Source organism: Streptomyces sp. NBC_00162 (assembly GCF_024611995.1).
Taxonomy (GTDB): domain Bacteria; phylum Actinomycetota; class Actinomycetes; order Streptomycetales; family Streptomycetaceae; genus Streptomyces.
Genome location: NZ_CP102509.1, coordinates 7,809,437 through 7,827,199, shown reverse-complemented (window position 1 = coordinate 7,827,199; position 17,763 = coordinate 7,809,437). Strand labels below are relative to the sequence as shown.

Annotated in this window: 14 protein-coding genes; 3 read left to right on the top strand and 11 right to left on the bottom strand. The window is 72.5% G+C overall.

Annotation, left to right across the window (positions count from 1 at the left end; all coding sequences use genetic code 11):
* Positions 1–118: 118 nt before the first annotated feature.
* From JIW86_RS36075 to JIW86_RS36050, 6 genes are all read right to left on the bottom strand, one after another.
* On the bottom strand, positions 119–826 hold the full coding sequence (locus JIW86_RS36075; RefSeq protein ID WP_322975573.1) for an ABC transporter ATP-binding protein: 708 nt from the start codon (positions 824–826) through the stop codon (positions 119–121).
* Positions 823–1,584 carry an ABC transporter ATP-binding protein gene (locus JIW86_RS36070; RefSeq protein WP_257558516.1) on the bottom strand — a complete coding sequence of 254 codons (762 nt, stop codon included), beginning with the start codon at positions 1,582–1,584 and terminating at the stop codon, positions 823–825. The genes JIW86_RS36075 and JIW86_RS36070 overlap by 4 nt, the downstream gene beginning before the upstream one ends.
* A complete protein-coding gene (locus tag JIW86_RS36065; protein WP_257558514.1) occupies positions 1,581–2,585 on the bottom strand; it encodes a branched-chain amino acid ABC transporter permease in 1,005 nt (334 codons plus the stop codon). Before JIW86_RS36065 ends, JIW86_RS36070 begins: the two co-directional genes overlap by 4 nt.
* The gene (locus tag JIW86_RS36060; protein ID WP_257558504.1) at positions 2,582–3,460 is read right to left on the bottom strand and encodes a branched-chain amino acid ABC transporter permease; all 879 of its coding nucleotides are present in this window, start codon (positions 3,458–3,460) and stop codon (positions 2,582–2,584) included. Before JIW86_RS36060 ends, JIW86_RS36065 begins: the two co-directional genes overlap by 4 nt.
* Before the next feature lies 1 nt (position 3,461).
* On the bottom strand, positions 3,462–4,637 hold the full coding sequence (locus JIW86_RS36055) for an ABC transporter substrate-binding protein (protein WP_257558502.1): 1,176 nt from the start codon (positions 4,635–4,637) through the stop codon (positions 3,462–3,464).
* An 85-nt stretch (positions 4,638–4,722) separates the two neighbouring features.
* On the bottom strand, positions 4,723–4,866 hold the full coding sequence (locus JIW86_RS36050) for a hypothetical protein (protein WP_257558500.1): 144 nt from the start codon (positions 4,864–4,866) through the stop codon (positions 4,723–4,725).
* Here JIW86_RS36050 and JIW86_RS36045 point away from each other — a divergent pair.
* Entirely contained in the window at positions 4,865–6,493 is a 1,629-nt protein-coding gene (locus JIW86_RS36045; RefSeq protein WP_257558498.1) for a carboxylesterase/lipase family protein, read from the top strand. The genes JIW86_RS36050 and JIW86_RS36045 overlap by 2 nt on opposite strands.
* Before the next feature lie 146 nt (positions 6,494–6,639).
* On the opposite strand, the gene JIW86_RS36040 is transcribed toward JIW86_RS36045, so the two are convergent.
* Positions 6,640–7,113 (bottom strand): hypothetical protein, encoded by a 474-nt coding sequence (locus tag JIW86_RS36040; protein WP_257558496.1) that lies wholly within the window; start codon positions 7,111–7,113, stop codon positions 6,640–6,642.
* A 178-nt stretch (positions 7,114–7,291) separates the two neighbouring features.
* Between JIW86_RS36040 and JIW86_RS36035 the strand changes: the two genes are divergently transcribed.
* Entirely contained in the window at positions 7,292–8,257 is a 966-nt protein-coding gene (locus JIW86_RS36035; protein WP_257558494.1) for a CHRD domain-containing protein, read from the top strand.
* Positions 8,258–8,344: 87 nt separating this feature from the next.
* Here JIW86_RS36035 and JIW86_RS36030 read toward each other — a convergent pair whose 3' ends face one another.
* The gene (locus JIW86_RS36030) at positions 8,345–10,465 is read right to left on the bottom strand and encodes a tetratricopeptide repeat protein (protein WP_257558492.1); all 2,121 of its coding nucleotides are present in this window, start codon (positions 10,463–10,465) and stop codon (positions 8,345–8,347) included.
* A gap of 8 nt (positions 10,466–10,473) precedes the next feature.
* On the bottom strand, positions 10,474–10,878 hold the full coding sequence (locus JIW86_RS36025; RefSeq protein WP_215150318.1) for a hypothetical protein: 405 nt from the start codon (positions 10,876–10,878) through the stop codon (positions 10,474–10,476).
* Between the two features lie 243 nt (positions 10,879–11,121).
* Here JIW86_RS36025 and JIW86_RS36020 point away from each other — a divergent pair, with 243 nt between their 5' ends.
* Positions 11,122–12,318 carry a serine hydrolase domain-containing protein gene (locus JIW86_RS36020; RefSeq protein ID WP_257558489.1) on the top strand — a complete coding sequence of 399 codons (1,197 nt, stop codon included), beginning with the start codon at positions 11,122–11,124 and terminating at the stop codon, positions 12,316–12,318.
* 21 nt (positions 12,319–12,339) lie between these two features.
* Here the strand turns inward: JIW86_RS36020 and JIW86_RS36015 are convergent, their stop codons facing one another.
* On the bottom strand, positions 12,340–13,044 hold the full coding sequence (locus tag JIW86_RS36015; protein WP_257558488.1) for a hypothetical protein: 705 nt from the start codon (positions 13,042–13,044) through the stop codon (positions 12,340–12,342).
* Positions 13,028–17,692 (bottom strand): CHAT domain-containing protein, encoded by a 4,665-nt coding sequence (locus JIW86_RS36010; protein ID WP_257558486.1) that lies wholly within the window; start codon positions 17,690–17,692, stop codon positions 13,028–13,030. The genes JIW86_RS36015 and JIW86_RS36010 overlap by 17 nt, the downstream gene beginning before the upstream one ends.
* Positions 17,693–17,763: the final 71 nt, after the last annotated feature.

Sequence of the window (17,763 nt, the reverse complement as noted above, 5' to 3'; positions counted from 1 at the left end):
GTCCGGGCGTGTCCCGCGGCTGCCGCGCGGCGGCCCTGGCAGGGTCGGCGCGCCGGGCCCGTACCTGAAGCGGCCGGACGGGAGCGGGCCGACGGCCCGCTCCCGTCCGGCCATCGGGTCAGTCGACCCCCAGCAGGCGCCGCCGGTCCTCGGGCCGGGACCGGAATTCCTCGCAGGCGGCCCGGTGGACGATGCGGCCCTTCTGCATGACGGCCACGTCCTGGGCGACGGACAGGGCGAGCCCCAGGTTCTGCTCGACGAGGACCACGGACATCCCCTGGGCACTCACCTCGCGAATGACCTCGCCCACGTGGGAGACGATCGCGGGAGCGAGTCCGTCGGACGGTTCGTCGAGGAGCAGCAGACGCGGATTGCCCAGCAGGGCCCGCGCGATCGCGAGCATCTGCTGCTCCCCGCCGGACAGTTCGTCGCCACGGTGTCCGAGCCGCTCCCCCAGCCTCGGCAGCAGGTCGAGGACGCGTGTCCGCGTCCAGGGCCCTGATGCGGGGCGGCGGGAGGCGATGGCGAGGTGCTCGTCCACCGTCAGGGGCGCGAACACCCGGCGCCCCTGGGGGACGATGCCCACCCCGGCCCGGGCGATCACGTCGACGCGGGCCCCGGCGAGCTCCCTGCCGTCGAGGGTGATGCTGCCTTCGTACGGCCGGACGAATCCCATGACGGTCGACATGAGGGTTGTCTTCCCGACACCGTTGCGCCCGAGGACGGCGACGATCCCGCCCGCGTCGAGGTCGAGGTCGACGCCGCCCAGGACGGTGCCCCCGGCGTAGCCGGAGCGCAGGTCGCGCATGCTGAAGAAGGGTTTCACGAGGCCGCCTCCACACTGCCCAGGTAGGCGCTCTGGACTTCGGCGGACGCCCGCACGTCGTCCGGTGAGCCGGTCTTCAGGTGTCTGCCGAGGTGCATGACCGTCACCGTGTCGGCGATCTCGAAGACCATGTCGAGGTCGTGTTCGACGAGGAGTACGGTCACTTCACCGGGCAGCGCGGCGACCAGTTCGGTGAGCCGCGCCGTCTCCGCCGGAGACATCCCGGCGGCCGGCTCGTCCATCAGCAGCAGCCGGGGTTCGGTGGCCAGCGCCACCGCGACCTCCAGCTGCCGCCGCTCTCCGTGCGAGAGTTCGGCCGCCGCGACCTCGTGCCGGGCAGGCAGGCCCACCCGCTCGAGCAGGGTCCGCGCCTGCTCGACCGCCGCGGCCCGGGCGCTCACCTTGCGCCAGCCGCCGAGTCCGGCACCGGTCCGGCGCAACACGGCGAGCAGCACGTTCTCCAGTACCGTCTCGCGCAGGAAGAGGCTGGAGTGCTGGAAGGTCGCGGCGACACCGAGCCCGACCCGCCGGTCCACGGGCAGCCGGGTCACGTCCTGCCCGTCGACGAGGACGGATCCGGAGGTGGCCGGCAGCGTTCCGGAGATGAGGCCGAACAGCGTCGACTTGCCCGCGCCGTTCGGACCGATGATCGCGTGCCGCGCGCCCGCCCGTACGGTGAGGCAGACCTCGTCCACGGCCTTGAAGGACCCGAACTGCCGTGACACCTGGCGCAGTTCGAGTAGGTCGAGTTCGCTCACGCCGTCCTCTTCCGAGTCAGCTGGGGCGGGAGCCGTACGCCGGCCAGCCCGCGGGGCAGTGTGTAGACGGCGATGACGAAGAGCAGTCCGAGCAGCAGCGGCCCGCGCCCGGCGACGGCTTCGAGGTTGCCGAGGTAGTCGCGGGTGAGCCAGACGAGTGCGGCGCCGGCGCAGGCTCCCCACATCGAGCCGGAGCCGCCGATGACGACGGCCAGCAGCGCCAGGGCGGCGATCTCGAATCCGGCGTCGCCGGGCGAGACGAACCGCTGCACCGAGACCCACAGGGCCCCGGCGGCGCCGGCCAGCGCCCCCGCGCCGCAGTACACGGTCAGGGCGTACCGCCGGGTGGGGTAGCCGATCGCCTTCATCCGGGGCTCGTTGTCGCGGATCCCGCGCAGGGCGAGGGCGAACGGTGTCGATCCCAGCCGGATGACGGCCGCGAAGAGCAGCAGGAACACGGCCAGGACGTAGAAGTAGACCAGTCCGTCGAGCTCCAGCGCGGGCATGCCGGGCAGCGGTACGACCGGCGGGATGCCGGATACCCCGTCGGTGCCGTTGGTGAGCGACTTCCAGTTGACCGCGGCGCTGTGGACGATCTCGCCGATGGCCAGCGTCAGCATCAGGAAGACGACCCCCCGGGCCCTGACGGCCAGCCATCCGGTCGGCACGGCGACCAGGGCGGAAACCCCGGCGGCGATGAGGAGTTGGAATATCCCGATGTCGGTGAGCCGCGTGGCCGCGATCGCCGCCGTATAGGCACCGACTCCGAAGTACGCCGACTGCCCGAGGGTCGGCAGTCCGGTGAGGCCGGTGAGCAGGTTCACGCTCATGGCGAGCAGGGCGAACACCAGGATGCGCGACAAGGTGCCGACGGCGTACGGGCCGAGGACGAAGGGAGCCAGCGCGAGCCCGGCGACTACGGCGGTCGCATACAGCCGCCGCGTGGCGGGTCCGCCAGGTCTGACGGATCTGACGGCTCTGGCAGGTCTGGACGGGCTCATGTGCGCACCGCCGACGAGACCAGGCCGTTCGGGCGGACCACGAGCACGGCCAGCATGGTGCCGAAGAGGAGGAAGGGTGCGTACTCCGGGAGCAGCGCCACCCCGAGCGTCTGGACCTGGCCGATGAGCAGTGCCCCGGCCAGTGCGCCGCGCACCGACCCGAGGCCGCCGACGACCACGACGACGAGCGAGAGGACGAGCACGGTCTCGTCGACTCCGGGCCCGGGGCCCAGGATCGGAGCCCCGAGGACACCGCCGACCGCCGCGAGGGCCGCGCCGGACGCGAAGACCCCGTAGAGCACCTTGCGGATGTCGAAGCCGAGCGCGCGGACCATGTCCCGGTCGGCGACGGTGGCCCGGACCAGTGCTCCGAGCGAGCTGCGTTCGAAGACGAGGTACACGACGAGCGCGAGGCCGGCCGCGACGGCGATGAACACGAGCCGGTAGACCGGGTACGCGTGGCCGAGGAGGTCCACCGTCCCGCGCAGCGCCGTCGGCGGGTCGGTGGGCAGCACCTCGCCGCCGAAGGCCGCGGCGAGGAGATCGGCGACGATGAAGGTGATGCCGAGCGTCAGCACGGCCTGGTCCAGGTGCCCGCGCCGGGCCAGCGGCTGGGTGAGGAAGGTCAGCGCCGTCCCGCCCATGGTGCCCACCAGAGCGCCGGCCAGCAGCGCGAGGAGCAGACCCGGCAGGGTCCCGTCGGACAGTGCGTAGGCGACGTAGGCCCCGGCGAGGTAGAGCGTGCCGTGGGCCAGGTTGAGCACGTCCATCATGCCGAAGACCAGGGAGAGGCCGACCGCGATCGTGAAGAGCAGCAGACCGAAGGCGACCCCGTCGACGACGCTGACGAAGTTGCCGTCCAACCATCCGGACATGTCAGCCGCCCAGTCGGCCGAGCTCGGAGCTGACCGTGTTGGCGCCCTGCTTGACCTCGCGCAGGTACCAGGGCTGGACGGGAGTACCGCCGCTGTTGAACCGCCAGGTGCCGCGCGGACTGTCGATGTCGCCCACCGTGGAGATGGCCGCGTTGACCGATTCCGGCGTCACCGTGCCCCCGGCCGCCTTGATCGCCTTGTCGAGCACCTGCGCCGCGTCCCATGACGCCATCGCGTAGGTGGTCGGGGCCGCCCCGTAGGCGGAGGTGTAGGCCGGCGCGAACTGCTGGTTGGCCGCGTTGTCCAGGTCCGCGCTGTAGTTGAGCGAGGTCAGGATGCCGGTGGCGGCGTCGCCCTGCCCCTTGAGCACGCCGCCCTCGGTGAGGAAGCCGGGTGCGTAGAGCGGGATCTTGCCTGCCAGACCGAAGTCCCGGTACTGCTTGACGAAGTCGACGGCCGCGCCGCCCGCGTAGAAGCAGAAGACCGCCTTCGCACCGGACTTCTCGATCTGGGCGAGGTACGGCTGGAAGTTCTTCGTGCCGGGGAACGGTGTGTAGACCTCCTCGCCCGCGATCTTGCCGCCGGCGGGGAGGAAGGTGGACTTGAAGCCTTCGATCTCGTCCTTGCCCGCCTGGTAGCCCGCGGCGATCAGGAAGACCGGACCGCCGGCCTTCTCGGCCACGTGCTTGCCCAGTGCCTTGCCCGGCTCGTCGTTGACGTACGAGGTGCGCCAGATGTAGGAGGTCCCGGTCAAGGTCGTCGGCGAGGCGTTGGATCCGACGAGCGGGATCTTGCTGGTCTCGAACAGGTCCTTGACCCCGTTGATGGTGGCCGAGCTGACCACGCCGCTCACCGCCAGCACCCGGTCCTGCTTGACCAGCTTCTCCGCGGCGGCCTTGCCGGAGTCGGCGGTTTCCCCCTCGTCCGCGACCACGATCTCCACCTCGCGGCCGCCGAGTTTGCCGCCGTGCTGCTCGACGTAGAGCTCGAAGCCCTGCTTCATGTCGTCGCCGAGTGCCTTGTAGATCCCGGACTGCGGGAGGAGGAGCCCGATCTTCACGGGCCCGTTCTGCTTGTCGCCGTCGCCGGTCCCCAGGCTGGCACCACCGCATGCGGTGGCCAGCGAGAGGGCTGTGGTGACGGCGATCAGAGCGGCGGGACGAATCCGACGTGCCATGGAGACTCCGTACGTTGTCAGCCGGCCCTGCCTTGGCGGGCGGCATCGGAAGTGACACGTGTCTATCGCGTATCTGCGACGCTCGTCAATAGTTCGCGAGATGGCGGATCGCACCGAAAACCCGCCCCTTGACCCCGGCCCCACGCATGCCGTAATACTTGCCGTCGTCAAAATAACGCAATGCCGATTCGGCGACGGGCTCTTGATCAGTCAGGGAGTGAAGCACCATGACCGACGATCCATCGCGGCGCAAAGTCCTCAAGAACGGCGGGGTGTTGGCCGGCGCCACGCTGCTCTCCGGCATCCCGGACGGACGCGCCGCGCAGGCCGCCCCGCGAGCGGACGCATCCTCGCCCGTCGTGGAGCTGCCCTCGGGCCGGCTGCGCGGCGGCATCGAGGGAGGCCTCGCCGTGTTCAAGGGCGTGCCCTATGCGGCGCCGCCGGTCGGCGCCCTTCGCTGGCGGCCGGCGCAGCCCCATCCCGGCTGGCAGGGAACGCGGGACGCGACGGCCTTCGGCCCGAGCGCGCCGCAGCCCTACCGGGAGGGCGGCGACCAGGTCCTGGGAACGCACGGGGCGCCGCCCTTCGACGAGGACTGCCTCACGCTCAACGTCTGGACCCCCGGGGCCGACAACGCCAGGCGACCCGTGATGGTCTGGATCCACGGCGGCGGCTTCATCTCCGGCTCCGGCTCGATGCCCAACTACTCCGGCGAGACCTTCGCGCGTGACGGCGACCTCGTCGTCGTGACCATCAACTACAGGCTCGGGCCGCTGGGTTACCTCTACTTCGGCGAAGACGGCGCCAACGGGAACTTCTGGCTCACCGACCAACTCGCCGCGCTGCGCTGGGTACGGGACAACATCGCCTCGTTCGGCGGAGACCCGGACCAGATCACCGTCGCCGGGCAGTCCGGCGGCGCGCTGTCGGTCGCCGCACTGGCCGGCGCCCGCCCCAAGGGCCGCCCGCTGTTCCGGCGCGCCATCCTGCAGAGCCCGCCGCTCGGGCTGCAGATCCCCAACCGCGCCGAGTCCCTTCAGCGCACCGCCGCCTTCCTGGACATCCTCGGGGCCAAGGACGTGGCGGAACTACGAGCCGTGCCGTGGCCACGCCTGATCGCCGCCACCTTCGAGATGTTCGGGCGCACGGGCAAGTGGGGATACTGGTCCACCCCGTTCCTGCCGGTGCTCGACGGGGTCACCCTCGACCGGGACCCGGCCGACCTGCTCCTGAGCGGTGCCGGGGCGGACATCGACGTACTGATCGGCTGGACCCGGGAGGAGGCCAACTTCGCCTTCGCGCTCAGTGAGCCGTACGCCGCCGCGACCAAGGACCAGGTGCTCGCGCGAGCGCGGGACACCTTCGGGAACCGGGCGGCCGAGGCGTACACCGCGTACGAGGAGGCCCGGCCGGGCGCCCGCCCGGTGGACGTGCTCATGGACCTGATCGGCGACGACCTGTTCCGCATGCCCGCCCTGGCGCTGGCCGAGCGGCGAGCGGCCCGCGGGCGTCCGGTCTGGGCGTACCAGTTCAACCTCCCGACACCCGCGCACGACGGCCGGCTGGCGGCGGCGCACTGTCTGGAACTGCCGTTCGTGTTCAACAACTTCGACAAGTGGTCGCAGGCGCCGTTCCTGGCGGGGCTGCGCCCCGGGGTCCGGGACGGCCTGGCCGCCACCATGCACGCGTCCTGGATCTCCTTCATCCGTACCGGGGATCCCAACCAGCACCCGATGCCGCGCTGGGAGCGCTACGGGAGGGACTCGCGCACCACGATGGCCCTCGACTCGGTCACCGCGGCCGCCGACGACCTCGCCGGGTACTGGCGGCGCCTGCGCCAGCCGGCGTCCTCGTAGGCGACCCGCCGGCCTCCGGCGGGGGCGCGGGCCGCCGGCCGTAGTGCCCCGCGCCGGAGGTCAGTTGGCGCTCTCGTAAGCGCCGACGTTCTTCGCGATCGCCTTCTGCAGCGGACCCGGCCGTCTTCCGGTTCCGTGCCACCGGTTCACACGGTGCGCTTGACGAGTTTGCCGTCCGCGCCGATCGCGAACCACTCGCCGTCCAGGCCCTGACCGGTGACGTCTCCGGCGACCGCGTCCCCCACGTAGTAGTAGAGCGGCCAGTCCCCGTACCTGGCCTGCGTGGCGCCCTCGGTCAGCGAGGTCTTGGCGAGCAGCTTCGCCTCGGTGCCCGGTCCCGCCGAGACCTCCGGCGCGGTGAGGGCCGGCCAGACCGCGACGCACTCGGCGTCGCAGTTGCTCGCGCCGGCCTGGTCCTTGGTGAAGCCGTACAGCGTCCGGCCCGCTCCGTCGACCAGGATCGGGCCGAGTGGGGAGTCGGAGACGCGGACGGAGGCGGCGCCCGTCGAGGGCGCCGGCTTCGAGGCCGCGGGTTCCGCGCCGCCGCACGCCGTCAGGGCCAGCGTGGCCAGTACGAGCACGGGTGCGAGGGCGGCGGTACCGGTCTTCAGGGGACGCATCGTCATCTTCCTTCTGCCGTCAGTACGGGATGGGGCTTGGTCGGGTGGCACACGACCCGCTCCCGGCAGATGGTTCAAAGCGAAATCAGAAAATTCCATATTGAACAAGGGGCTTGGGAGATCCGTATGTCCTGTGACCGGCCACCGAAGGCCGGGATCTCAGGGAGGGATCACGCACATGAGCATGACCAAGAAGATGAAGACGCGACTTCTGGCGACCGCGGCCTGCGTGCTCGCGGTGGGAGCCACCACCGTCATCCCCGCGAACGCCGACGACGGGCACGGCGGACACGGCTCCGCGCCGGGCACCGCCGGGTCGGCCGCCGCGTTCACGACTCCGTCGTCCGGCCGGGCCGTGACGCTCGTCGCGCGGCTCGACGGCGACCAGGAGGTACCGGTCACCGGTGGGCCGGGCGTCGACGACCCGGACGGTGAAGCGGTCGCGCTGGTGCAGGTCAAGGGCGACCGTGTGACGTTCTCGCTGAACTGGAAGGGGCTCGTGCCCAGCCTCGGCCACATCCACGAGGGCGCGGCGGGGCAGAACGGCGCGGTGAAGGTACCCCTCTTCGGCAGTGCGATGCCCTCCACCGTCCACTCCGCCGCCGGCCAGGTATCCGTCACCGACGCGGCGCTCGCGCAGCGCCTGCAGACCAACCCGGCCGGCTTCTACGTCAACCTGCACAGTGCCGAGTTCCCGGGCGGAGCGGTACGCGGCCAGCTCGGGCCCCTCAACCGCCCGGTCAACCCGCTCTCCATCCTCAAGGGCGGCAAGCTCCGCGCGCTGTCCAACGGAGCCCAGGAAGTACCGAAGACCGACACCTCCAAGGTCGGTGACCCCGACGGCTACGCCGTGACCTTCCTGCAGCCCTCGGGGACGAACCTCGACTACTCGCTGGCGTGGGTCAACATCAAGAGCCCGACGCTGGGGCACATTCACCGCGGGCCGTTCGGCAAGAACGGCGACGTGGTCTTCAACCTGCTCGACAAGCCCGTGCCCGACGGGATCTTCGCAGTATCCGGCCGACTGGCGGGGCAGAACGCCGACGACGTCCGCCGGGTCCAGGAGAACCCCCGCGACTACTACTCCAACATCCACACCACGGAGTTCCCCGACGGAGCGGTGCGCGGCCAGCTGTTCCGCTGACCCCGCACGACACCCCTGGCACATCGCGACCGCCGCCGCCGCCCGCCCCCGGCCGAAGGACGGCCGAGGCGGGCGGTGACGGGATCGTCAGCGGGTGGGCGCTATGGAGGCCCGGAGGTCGGCCAGGTTGTCCACGGAGTTCCGCGTCCAGCCGTGATCCGGCCCGAGGATTCGAGTCCGCTTCTCCACGACCACCTCCATCAGCTCGATCGCCTCGGGGAATTCGCCGACGCCCGCGAGGGTCAGCGCGAGGAGTGACCGGGAGGCCAGGGTGATCTGGTAGTCGGACCCGTAACGCCGCTCGGCTGCCGCGAACGCCTGGCGGGCGGGCGGAAGCGCGGCGGCGGGCCGGCCGGCGTAGAACAGGGCGTTCGCGTAGTTGAGCTGCGCCATCATGGTGATCGTGTGGTCCGGCCCCATGGTGTCGGCGCACTCCCTGATCAGGGCCGGCGCCCCTTCGATCGCCCGGTCCAGGTCCGGACCTCGGAGGAGTTCCAGGATGATGTAGCGCGCCCTGAGTGTCACCGGGTGCAGAGGTCCCAGGACCTCGGTCCAGCCCTCCAGGGATCGTTGCATCAGGGCCGCGCCTTCGGCCTCCCGGCCGTCCGTCCACAGGACGAGCGCCAGGACCGCACAGCTCTCGAGCGTGTCCAGGCCGGTCGGTCCGAACAGCCGCTCGCAGTCGGCGAGGGTCCGCCGCGCGAGGGTCTCCGCTTCCGCGAAGCGGCCGAGGCGGCGCAGTGTCCGCGCCACGCGCTGCCGGAGCCGCACGACCAGCGGGTGGTCGTCGCCCAGTCCTGCCTTCGCCAGGTCCACGGCCCGGACCCCGACCGCCAGCGCGGAGGCGGAATCGCCCGACCGGTGGAGATTGACGGCGAGCCGCAACGCGCACTCCGCCGCCGATTCCACGACCGACCGGTCCACGTCCTGTCGTTCCGACACCCGTCGGAGCAGCGCCAGCACGTGGGGTGCCAGCGGCCGGAACGGGGCCGCCTCGATGCCGCGCTCGGGTGTCTCCGGCAGGACCGCCAGCAACAGCTGGGCGGCCTTGGCGGCAAGGTTCCCGCGCTGCTCCGCGGGGGTACTGCGGGCCACGCTGTCGAGGAGGACCCCGTGGGTCCGCAGGCTGCGCGGAGGGCCCGGCACGAGCTCGGTCAGGGAATGGTCCAGCAGGCCCCGCAGCGCCGGCTCGACGCGCCCGGCCGGGAGGTCCGCGCCCAGGTCGAGACCGGCCAGCACCGAGAGCGGGAGCGGATCGCTCGCCCAGCAGGCCAGCAGGCGGAGCAGGGTCTGGGCCTCGGGCAGGCCCTGGTCGGCGACGGCGTCGAGGGAGAGTTCCCAGGTGCTGCTGACCAGGTGGCGTGCGTCGCCGGCGGTTCCCACGGCTCCCTGGTCGATCAGGTCGATGTCCAGGCGCTGTCCGTACTCGGTCAGCGTCCAGGGGCTGATCACCTGATGCGCGAGGAAGGTGCCGGCGAGGGTGAGGGCGAGCGGCAGCCGGCCCAGCCGGTCGGCGATCTCCTCCGCCTCCTCGGCCGTCCCGGCTCCGGGAGCGAGGTCGCGGAGCACCTGGGCGGCGTCCGCACGCGGCAGTACACCCACCTGGAGCAGTTCCGCTCCGGGCCACCAACGGCTCGAGGCCTGACGGCTCGTGACCAGTACGGCGCCGCGCGGGCTGCTGCGCAGCCAGCCGCCGTCGCGGAGTACGGCGGGATCGTCGGCGTTGTCGATGACCAGCAGCCAGGGCCGGTCGGACCGGTCCAGGTGGTCCCAGACCAGGTCCGCCGCAGCCCGCAGTCCGCTGCGTGCGGCCATCAGCTCGCCCTCTGCGGCGCCGCGGTCGGCGGCGACGGCCAGCATGCCGGAGCGCAGCGAGGTGGTGTCTGAGGCGTTCACCCACAGGCCGACGCGGCCCCCGCCCCCGTCCGCGGTCGCGTGCTCGAAGAGCGCGCAGGCGACGGCGGTCTTGCCGCAGCCGCCGAGTCCGTGGAGGACGTGGACCTGGCCGCCCGCGCCCGGGGCGACGGAGGCCCGCAGCGTGTCCATCAGCTCGACGCGGTCGCGGAGTACGAGCGGGGTGCGGCCCAGTGCGGGGCTGCGTACCGTGTCCGGGCCGGACCACGAGGGGGCGTGGTGGTGGTGTTCGACGATGTGCTGGTCGCCGGAGGCCTGGTAGATCCGGCCGTGGCCGCTGGCACGGCTTTCCATGCGTCCGTTCACCGCGGACCGATGTTCATGTTCCGGCCGGCCTGGTAGACGCGGCTGTTCCCCGATGCGGTGGCGTGCTGGGTGATCACGGGCGCGGCGGGCGGCTGCGCCTGGGCCAGCAGGGTGCGCAGCTCGTCGGCCGCCTCCGGGTGCGCGCTCAGCAGCCGCCGGAGCCGGCCCTGCCATTCCGCGGCCAGCTCGGCCGGGGTCTCCTCGTCCCCTTCGTCGCGCGCGCCGAGGAGATCACCCCGTGTCGCTTCGAGTTCGGCCTCCACGGCATCGGCCCGCCCCGGAAGCACACGCCGCCACAACGCGACCAGTCCCTCACTCGCGCTCTGCCAGGCCTCCGTGGCCAGTGCGGTGACCAAAGCCGTCCCCGCGCTTGCCGCCAGCGCGGCGATCTCCGGATCCATCAAACTCCCCCAGTCAAACGGTAATTGTCCCAGCATCACATACCGATTCACTACCGGCTGGAGTCGGACGGCGGCTCACTCCGGAGGAGGAGTCCCGGGTGGGATGTGGGTCCTGGTCGTGGGCGTGCGGGCAGGACCCGGGGCCTCGGACCCGCGGGCGATGTGCCGGACCGGGTCCGCTTCCTAGTCTCGGGGCATCCGCATGATCGATGCGCCCGGCAGGGTGCACAAGGAGGGTTTCCCATGACCGACCGTTCACGTCGGCTCCCGTCCGTTCGCGTCCTCTCGTCCTCAGGGTTACGGCGGGGAATCGCGATGGTGGCGGTGATGGCCGCGGCCCTGGCCGTGGGCGGCACGCTCCCCGCGGCCGCGGCGCAGACCCACGGCTCGGGTGATCTGGTGCGGCAGGGACTGGAGCGTCTGGTGCGCGACGACCGGTACCCCGCCGCCCTGGCGGCCACCGTCGACCGTGACGGGCGCACCCGCAACTACACGGCCGGTGTCGCGGACTTGCGGACCGGGGCGAAGGTTCCGGTCGACGGGCAGGTGCGGGCCGGGAGCAACACCAAGGCCTTCACCGCCACGGTCGTACTGCAGCTGGTCGGCGAGGGCAGGATCACCCTCGATGCCCCGATCGAGGAGTACCTGCCGGACCTGGTCCGGGGCGAGGGCATCGACGGCCGCCGCATCACGGTGCGCCAGCTGCTCCAGCACACCAGCGGACTGCCCAACTACACCGACTTCATGGTCGCCGACTACATCGGTGAAAGGCGCCACACCTACTACCAGCCCCGCGCCCTGCTCGACGTGGCGCTGGCCCACAAGGCGCTCTTCGCGCCCGGGACCGGCTGGTCGTACAGCAACACCAACTACGTCCTGGCCGGTCTGCTCGTCGAGAAGGTCACCGGCCGCCCGCTGGCCGAGCAGATCACCCACCGCGTCATCGACCGCATCGGACTGCGCCACACCTACTTCCCCGGCGTGGGTGACGAGGGCATCCGGGAAGCCCACCCCCAGGGCTACCACGCGGCGAAGCCCGGAGGTCCGCTGGAGGACATCACACGCCTGGACCCCTCCTGGGGATGGGCCGCCGGGCAACTGATCTCCACCCCGGCTGACTTGAACCGCTTCTTCGCCGCCCTTGTCGGCGGCAGGCTCCTGGGGCCCGCGGAGCTCGCCCAGATGCGCACCACCGTGGAGGTGCCCGACGACACCGGGCTGGGGACCGGTGTCCGGTTCGGGCTGGGAGTGACCAGTACCCCGCTGAGCTGCGGCGGCCTGGCGTGGGGCCACGGCGGTGACATCCCCGGCTACTCCACGCGCAACGCGGTCACCGATGACGGCCGCGCCGCCGCGGTGGCCGTCACCGCCGTCGGAGCGCCCACGGGACAGCACGTCGACAACGCCCAGGCCCTCGTCGACACCGCCTTGTGCAGGTGACGGCCGCCGCGTGGGACACGGCTACGTCAGCCTGCACGGGCCCTCGAAGCCCGCGAGCTTTCCGGAGAGGCGGACGACGCGGCCCAGCCCGCGGGGAAGCACGCGGGCGCGCATGGTGACCACGGCGTCGACGGCGGTTCCGGCGGGAGCCTGCACCAGCAGCCGCAACTCCTCGTTGACGTGCAGGAATTCCCGGTCGGAGGCGTGGAAGTCCCAGTAGGCGGTGGTGAATCCGATGCCCGAGGACGTGATGCGCGGGCAGTAGACGGTGCGCCGTCTGATCAGCTGGGGCGTGAGGTCGGCGCCGAGGGCGGCGCCAGCCGCGCTGAAGCTGAGGCCCGCTCCCAGGCTGGTCTCGATCTCGATGGGCTCCTCGCCCTCCACCAGGGTGGGCGACATGTCCGCGATGGTGGCGCCCGGCGAGGGCGAGAGGTCGAGCACCAGCCGCGACCAGCGCACCGTGCATTCGGGGTGGGTCTGGACGACGCAGATCAGCGGGATGTCGTATCCCTGGACGGACGGGTCCCCGGTCTCGACGACCGTGACCTCGCCGCGGGCCAGGCCGATCCGGGTCTCGCGCCGCAACAGGCTGACGGTCGCCTCGTCGACCCGCTGATAGGCCCGGTCGGGCTCGTCCTCCTCGACCGTCGGGGCCACCAGGCCGACCAGGTCGAAGCCCGGCGGCAGTTGTTCCGACAGTTCGGCGGATTCAGCGGTGTCCGGCATGCGGCGCTCCCTTTCCTGTGGGGTGGGGGGCACGCCATTCGCCGAGGAGGCAGAAGGCGGCCCATCGGTCCAGCCGGTCTCCGCCGGGACGGTCGCGCGCCGCCAGCATCGCGGTGCGCAGGGCCTGGTCCGGCCGTTCGCCGGACAGGGTGAGGTCGTGGAAGTCGCCCATGATCGAGGCGGTCGCCGCATCGGGGACCCGCCACAGGCTCATGATCAGTGACCGTACTCCGGCGAACAGGAGGGCCCGGCTCAGGCCCAGCGTCTCGTCGGTGCGGCCGGTGCGTCCCAGCCCCGTCTCGCAGGCGGAGAGCACCGCCAGCCGGACCCCGTGCCAGTTCTGCCGGAGTATGTCGTGGCCGGTGAGCACGCCGTCGGCGAGGAGCAGGCCGGAGGCGAGCGGATCGTCGTCCTGGAACGAGGCGTGGCAGGCGGCGTGCAGGATCTCCGCGCCGGCCATGTCACGCAGGACCCGCTCCCTGGTGGCCGCCTCGCCGATCAGGGGATCGGTCCCCAGGCGCGCACCGAGCAGCCGCGCCTCGGAGCGGGCGTGGGGCAGGTCCCCGCCGGGGTCTCCCAGCACGACGGCTCCCCTGCCGTTGCCCGCCGTGCGGTGGCCGAGCGTACGGAGCAGGGACACGCTGGGCAGGTAGCCGACGGGGTTGCGGTCCAGGAGCGTGGCGCCGCCGTCTGGTGACAGGGCGTGGAACGGTACGTTGTGCAGGGCGCCCGTCGGGCAGATCAGCACGGTGTCCCCTGGGGCGGTCAGCCCCTTCAGCGGGGCCACGAGAGGGCCCAGCACCTGCTGGAAGAGCCCCGGCATGTCGATGGCCATCTCGCGGACCCGGCCCGCGCTGCCGAGGTTGTCCGCGATGAAGCGGAGCATCCGCTCGCCGTCCGCGTCGATCCCGGTGACGGCGAGCCCGTGGCGGGGGTCGAGCGTGAACAGCACGGTGCGGCCGTCGCCGAGCTGCGCGTACGAGGCCACCACGACCCGCTCACCCGCGAGTTCCTCGAGGACGGCGCCCGGTGCTGTCACCGTCGCGCGGCGGATGGCGACGTACTCCTCGGCCGCCGGGCAGCGCTCGGCGATGGCGGTCCACACGGCTGCCAGCTTCCGCCCGATGTCGTGGTGCAGGGCCCAGTCGGTGTGCAGGGCCTGTTCCACGGCGGTCCGCTCGCGCAGCAAGGCGGCTTCCCTGGCCAGCAGTTCACCCGGCACTCCGGTGGGCGCGCGGAGTTCCGCCGTGCTCATGGCATCGAGCAGGGACCGTGCCCGCAGCCGCTCGGAGACCGTGAACGCGGCCTCCGTGCTGCCGTAGCCGTCGACCCGGTAGCGGGTGAGCAGTTCGTACACGTCGGCGCGCTCGTCCTGGATCCGGCGCCGCAGCGCCGGGTCGGTCTGCTGGGCCCGCACCAGGTCGGCCAGGTCGACGCCGAGTTCGAGAACGGCCGCGGCGGTCTCGGGCTCCCCGGTGTCCCAGGCGGCGCGAGCCATCGGGCCGATGACCGCCCAGGCCCGTTCGGGGTGCTCGATGCGCACCGGCTCGCCGGGCACCCGGCGCGGCCGCCACAGCAGCGGGTCACCGTCCCGGCCGGGCACGCCGGACAGGTGCAGGACGTGCTCGTACGCCTCGAGGGGATCACCCAGGGCGGGGCGCTTGCCCAGGATCCCGGCGGTGACCCTCCAGTCGGCCGACAGCCGGTCGGCGTTGCCCGCGTTGCACGCCCGGGCCTCGGCGATGTGCTGGAGCGCGGTGCGCTCGAGGCCCAGCTCGGAGAGGGCCTTCGCGCGGGAGTGGTGGACGAACGCGAGGATCTGCTTGACCGTTGACCACGCCGCTTCACGCTGGGCGAGCGGGCCCGCCAGGTCCAGGAAGCGGAAGGCCCGGTCGGCGTCACCCTCCCGCAGGCTGACCACCGATTCGTAGATCATCCGCAGGATCCGCTCCTGGTCGGAGCGCGGGCCCTCCTCGCGCCATTCGTCCGCCTGCCTGCGATGGCCTGCCGCAGCCTCCTGCGCGCCGCAGCGCTCGGCCGCCCCGGCCAGCCGCTGGTACAGCTCGACTCTGGGGTTCCCTTCCTCCATGTACCCGCCGAGCATGCCCTCGAGCGGCCGCCCGACGCGCTCCCGTTCGACACGGTCGGTCTCCAGCCAGGTCTCGGCCGGGCGCAGGACCGCGTAGGCCTCGTCGTACCGCCCGAGGTCTCCCAGGATGGACGCCACGTGCTCCAGGGCGGTCGTGACGAGCAGGGCCTTGCCCGCCCCTTCCGCCGTGTTCCCGCCCCATTGGCTCTCCAAGGACTCCGCGATCTGCGCCTGGCGTTGGGCCATCAGCAGTGCCCGGCGGGTGTTCCCGGCCTTCGCGCTCCACTGCCAGGCCAGTGACCACAGCCCCGTGTAGACGTAACCGAAGTGCTCCGGGAGCCACCTGTCCTGCCAGCGTGCGAAGGCCTCGTCGTCTTCGAGACTGTCCAGCAGCTCCGGGATGGACGGGTCCTTCTCCCTCATGACCGCTTCGAGCTTCTCGGGCACGTGCGCCAGGACCCCCGAAGCCGACAACCGCTCAAACGCCGGGTCGCGTTGGGGCTCCTCCGGGGGCGGGGCCGCGTTCCTCCGCGGTCGTGCCGGCCGGGCCACGGATTCCGGTACGGGTTCGGGTGCCCGGGCGGGTCCGGGGATCGGTTCGGCGGCTACGGGTGCCTGCGCGGGCCCGGGTGCCGGTGCCGGCCCGGGCGGCGGTGCGGGCTCAAAGACCGGTGCGGGCTCGGGTAACGGTACGGCCAAGGCCGCGGACGCGGGCGCGGACGCGGGTTCCGGTGCGGGCGGGAGCCGCGCCAGGCCCTGCCGGGCGCCGCCGTAGCCGGGATCCATGGCCAGGGCCCGCTGATAGCAGGCGCGGGCGCGTTCCACCGTCGTCGGCTCCGCGGCGAGCGTATCGCCCAGGAACCGCCAGGCCATCGGCGTCTCCTCGGTCGCCAGGGACTCCTCGAAGTAGACGCGGGCGACGGACTTCTCCTGCCGCGCGTAGTGCACGTCTCCCAGCCACAGCAGGGCCATGGCGCTGTCCGGATCGAGCTCACGTGCCTGCCGGTAGCAGGCCTCCGCCTGCGTCAGCTCGCGGCGCTGGAAGTGCTCGTCCCCTCGCCTCAGGATCTCGTCCACGTCGGCACGGTCCGCTGCCGCCGCCGGCGCGTCCGGCGCGTCCGGCGCGTCCGGCGCGTCCGGCGCGTCCGGCGCGTCCGGCGCGTCCGGCGCCACTCCGAGCAGACCGGCGACCTCGGCGGCCATCGCGGGGTCCCGCTCGGCGAGGCCGGCCAGCATCTCACCGCCGTTCGGGCTGCCCCCGTAGAGCGCCGCGAGGAAGTGCGCCTGCATCTGGGAACGCGACAGCGAGGCGGCACCGGGATCGATGGTGAGCGTGCCGTCCTCGAACCGGGCCAGCAGCCGGGCCGGGGCCGACGGCGGGGCGAGCCGGCTGCGCACGGCCGTCGGCAGCATCTCGATCATTCCGGCGTCCCCGCGGATCCGGGCCAGATGGGCGTCCCACACCGCGTATTCGGGAGAACCGAGGTCGCGCAGGATGCCCACGAGCACCGTCAGCACCGCCTCGTCCTCCGGAACGGGCGGGTCGGACAGGTGGGCGCGCAACACGGGGACGGCCTGCTCTCCCCTGCCCGCGCTGTCGTAGGCCAGCGCGAGCCGGACCGCCGTGGACCTGTCCCCGGGCCGCGCCGCGTGCAGGGGCTCCAGGACCTCGACCGCGAGCGCCGGTCTGCCCACGTCGTAGTAGAGCCGTCCCAGCGCCCCCCGGAACAGGGCGAACCGGGGGTGGGCCGCGAACGCCTCGTCCAGCACGCGCGCCCGGTCCGCGACCCGGCCGTCCTCTTCGGCCACGGACCGCGCCAGTCCGGGGAGCAGGGCCCGGACCAGTTCCTCCGGGCCGCCGTCGCGGTGCTGGTACAGCCAGCGCTCCAGGCGGCGCCGCGCCGAGGCCCGCCCCGCGCTCGCCCACCAACGGCTTGCGGCGTCCCGCGCCGAGACCCTGGCCCGCGTCGCCCGGCGCACCTCCTCGAGGGCAGGGCCCGGTGCCAGGCCCTCCAGCGGTTCCAGCGCCCGGTCCACGGCGCCTTGGAGGTCATCGGCCGCCGGGGCGCTCTCCGCGGTGGCGAGCATCCCGATGCGCCCCAGAGCCACCGCGATCGGGTACCCCGCGGCGCTGCCCCGGTGGTCGGCCCGGGCGAACTGCCGGTGCGCCTCCTCGCCGTCCTGGGCCCGGTCGGCGGCGATCCCCCGCAGGACATGGGCTTCGATCTGTATGCGGTCGCCCGTATCGAGGGCGTCGCGGCCTTCGCCCGACGCCGCGAGGCCCATCCCGATGGCCGCCAGGACCTCCGCCATCGCCTCGGCCGTCTCGGCGTCGTGCCAGCCGACGCCCGCACCGGCCGCCAGCGCGACCAGGTCCGCGGAGAGCGGCTCATGCCGCGGCCCGCCCTCCCCGTCGATGGTGCGCAGGAGTTCTTCGGCAGGCAGCGCGCCCAGCCTGCGGATGCGCTCCCCCGCCGCCACCGGATCCCTCGGCTCCGGCCACGTGAACGTGTCGGCCCTCAGCGAGCCCCAGAGTTTGAGCAGTGCCCAACCGAACATGACCGCGCCGCCCCCCGCACCTCTGCGTCATGCGTGCATGTGCCACCTGTTGTGAACCGTACGTCACACCA

Coding starts and splice junctions, on each gene's coding strand:
- JIW86_RS36065 (WP_257558514.1), bottom strand. CDS start 2,585: ATGAGCCCGTCCAGACCTGCCAGAGCCGTCAGATCCGTCAGACCTGGC.
- JIW86_RS36060 (WP_257558504.1), bottom strand. CDS start 3,460: ATGTCCGGATGGTTGGACGGCAACTTCGTCAGCGTCGTCGACGGGGTC.
- JIW86_RS36055 (WP_257558502.1), bottom strand. CDS start 4,637: ATGGCACGTCGGATTCGTCCCGCCGCTCTGATCGCCGTCACCACAGCC.
- JIW86_RS36045 (WP_257558498.1), top strand. CDS start 4,865: ATGACCGACGATCCATCGCGGCGCAAAGTCCTCAAGAACGGCGGGGTG.
- JIW86_RS36050 (WP_257558500.1), bottom strand. CDS start 4,866: ATGGTGCTTCACTCCCTGACTGATCAAGAGCCCGTCGCCGAATCGGCA.
- JIW86_RS36040 (WP_257558496.1), bottom strand. CDS start 7,113: ATGCGTCCCCTGAAGACCGGTACCGCCGCCCTCGCACCCGTGCTCGTA.
- JIW86_RS36035 (WP_257558494.1), top strand. CDS start 7,292: ATGAGCATGACCAAGAAGATGAAGACGCGACTTCTGGCGACCGCGGCC.
- JIW86_RS36030 (WP_257558492.1), bottom strand. CDS start 10,465: ATGGAAAGCCGTGCCAGCGGCCACGGCCGGATCTACCAGGCCTCCGGC.
- JIW86_RS36025 (WP_215150318.1), bottom strand. CDS start 10,878: ATGGATCCGGAGATCGCCGCGCTGGCGGCAAGCGCGGGGACGGCTTTG.
- JIW86_RS36020 (WP_257558489.1), top strand. CDS start 11,122: ATGACCGACCGTTCACGTCGGCTCCCGTCCGTTCGCGTCCTCTCGTCC.
- JIW86_RS36015 (WP_257558488.1), bottom strand. CDS start 13,044: ATGCCGGACACCGCTGAATCCGCCGAACTGTCGGAACAACTGCCGCCG.
- JIW86_RS36010 (WP_257558486.1), bottom strand. CDS start 17,692: ATGTTCGGTTGGGCACTGCTCAAACTCTGGGGCTCGCTGAGGGCCGAC.